The sequence below is a fragment of the Oceanobacillus arenosus genome (assembly GCF_003369575.1).
Taxonomy (GTDB): domain Bacteria; phylum Bacillota; class Bacilli; order Bacillales; family Amphibacillaceae; genus Oceanobacillus; species Oceanobacillus arenosus.
The window spans coordinates 1-1,789 of the sequence record NZ_PIOC01000023.1 but is presented as its reverse complement, the minus strand read 5'-3'; the positions used below and the strand labels follow the sequence as shown (position 1 = coordinate 1,789).

Here is a 1,789-nt window from a genome sequence, read left to right as displayed (position 1 = left end):
TCAATAAAAACAACTCGGGTTCCACGCTTAGAAGGTGCGACAATCGAGTTGTTTTTTATTATTATGCTATGTGGATATTTTAATTTGGAGTATAGTCTTTAGAAGTGATAAAGGTGAATCTTAATATACGATTCTCTAAATCATCTTTATTATTTGAGAATCCAATTTCTATTCACTAGAAGAATTTCTTAAATAGTAGTCTCCCTTAAAGGGTTTATCTAGTTTTGAAGCTGTTACTATAAAATTCTTTGTTCTGTTCAACGTGACGATCAAGTTTTTCTAATAAGTAATCCAATACTTTTTTCATATTTTCACTCTCCTTTTCCCATTCATTCTTCGTTATTTATTTTCTCTGTTTAGTCTTGTATATGCATCAATGTGCATTTCCATGTATGGTTTTAAGATCTTTTTTAAAAGTATTTTCATTATTGCTTCCCCCTCTCTATTGGATACCTTTATTATGCTGGATAAAGCAATATTTGACAAAGTCTGTGAAATCGGTAACAAGTGGCATGAAAACGAGAACAACATCTAAGTAAACGGGAACATCTCCATTTTCCTTATAATTTCATTAATTTACTTCGATTTACTCCATATTTTGAATATGAAAGCGTGTTTTATTTTTCTCAGCAATCAATTAGTATGTTTCCTACTGGATTTGGTAGTATAGAGGGAAGGAGTGTGATCGACTTGGCAGAATTTAATGAAAAGGAATTCGTGCAAACCTATGAGCAAGAAACGGACAAGGTGAATGAACAATTAGATGAGGAAATCCTATTCGCGATGATTGGTGACGTGAATACAGGAAAATCATCTACAATTAATCAATTGATTGGCGATGAAGTTGCTCCTGTTGGCGCAAAGCCTGGAGAAACGATTGACATCGATCGCTATGTTTACCGAGATAAAATTATCTTTGTCGATACACCGGGTCTCGACGATATTAATGGTAAAAATTCAGAGGAAACATTACGTTATTATGTGGATGCCGATGTTATCCTGTTCTTCCTAAATGCTGCTGGGACAGTCTTTTCTGAAGGAGAAAGAAAATCCTTTGAAATCATTGAAAAGAAGAATAAAAATATCCTGTTTGTCCTAAATAAAATCGATGCTGCCGATGATATTCCCAGTTTAGTAAAATATGTGAAAGACCATTCAAATCATCAACATAAAGTGATTCCAATCTCGTCTAAAACAGGTGAAAACATTGATAAACTTAGAAATGAGATTCTAGAAATATTGAAAAAAAAGCATAAAGAGATTCAATTTGCGCGGCTTATCAAGGAAAAATCATCTACAGCGAATAAGTGGATTCTTGCAGCTGCAGGCTCAGCGACAGCAATTGGTGCTGTGCCAATTCCTGGTTCTGACTTTGTCCCGCTTACAGGAATTCAAGTTGGATTGATGGTTCGTCTTGCTGCATTATATGAAAAACCTCTATCAAAGGAGCGGGCAAAGGAACTCACGATTGCAACCATTACGGGAAATATTGGTAAAACCCTCTTCCGGCAAATTGTGAAATTTATTCCCGGAGCAGGCTCTGTCGCAGGTGGCAGCATTGCTGGCGGAATGACCCTCGCACTTGGATATGCAATTAAATATGCATATGAAAATGATATCGAGCTCGATGCGAATGCATTAAAAGTATTATATGAACGATTTAGGAAGAAGGAAGCATAAGATCTGGGTGCCTGTGCGTTTAGGTGCCTGTAGTCAAGCCCCCTAAAAATAGACAATAAAAAATTCGACATCTAGGCACACTTTTTGTATTCTAAATAATATGATTTTG

The 1,789-nt window shown here is 35.7% G+C and carries 1 protein-coding gene; it reads left to right on the top strand.

Features of this window, described 5'->3' with window-relative positions; all coding sequences use genetic code 11:
- Positions 1-690: 690 nt before the first annotated feature.
- Positions 691-1,680 carry a YcjF family protein gene (locus CWR48_RS14945; RefSeq protein WP_115774128.1) on the top strand — a complete coding sequence of 330 codons (990 nt, stop codon included), beginning with the start codon at positions 691-693 and terminating at the stop codon, positions 1,678-1,680.
- Positions 1,681-1,789 lie beyond the last annotated feature (109 nt).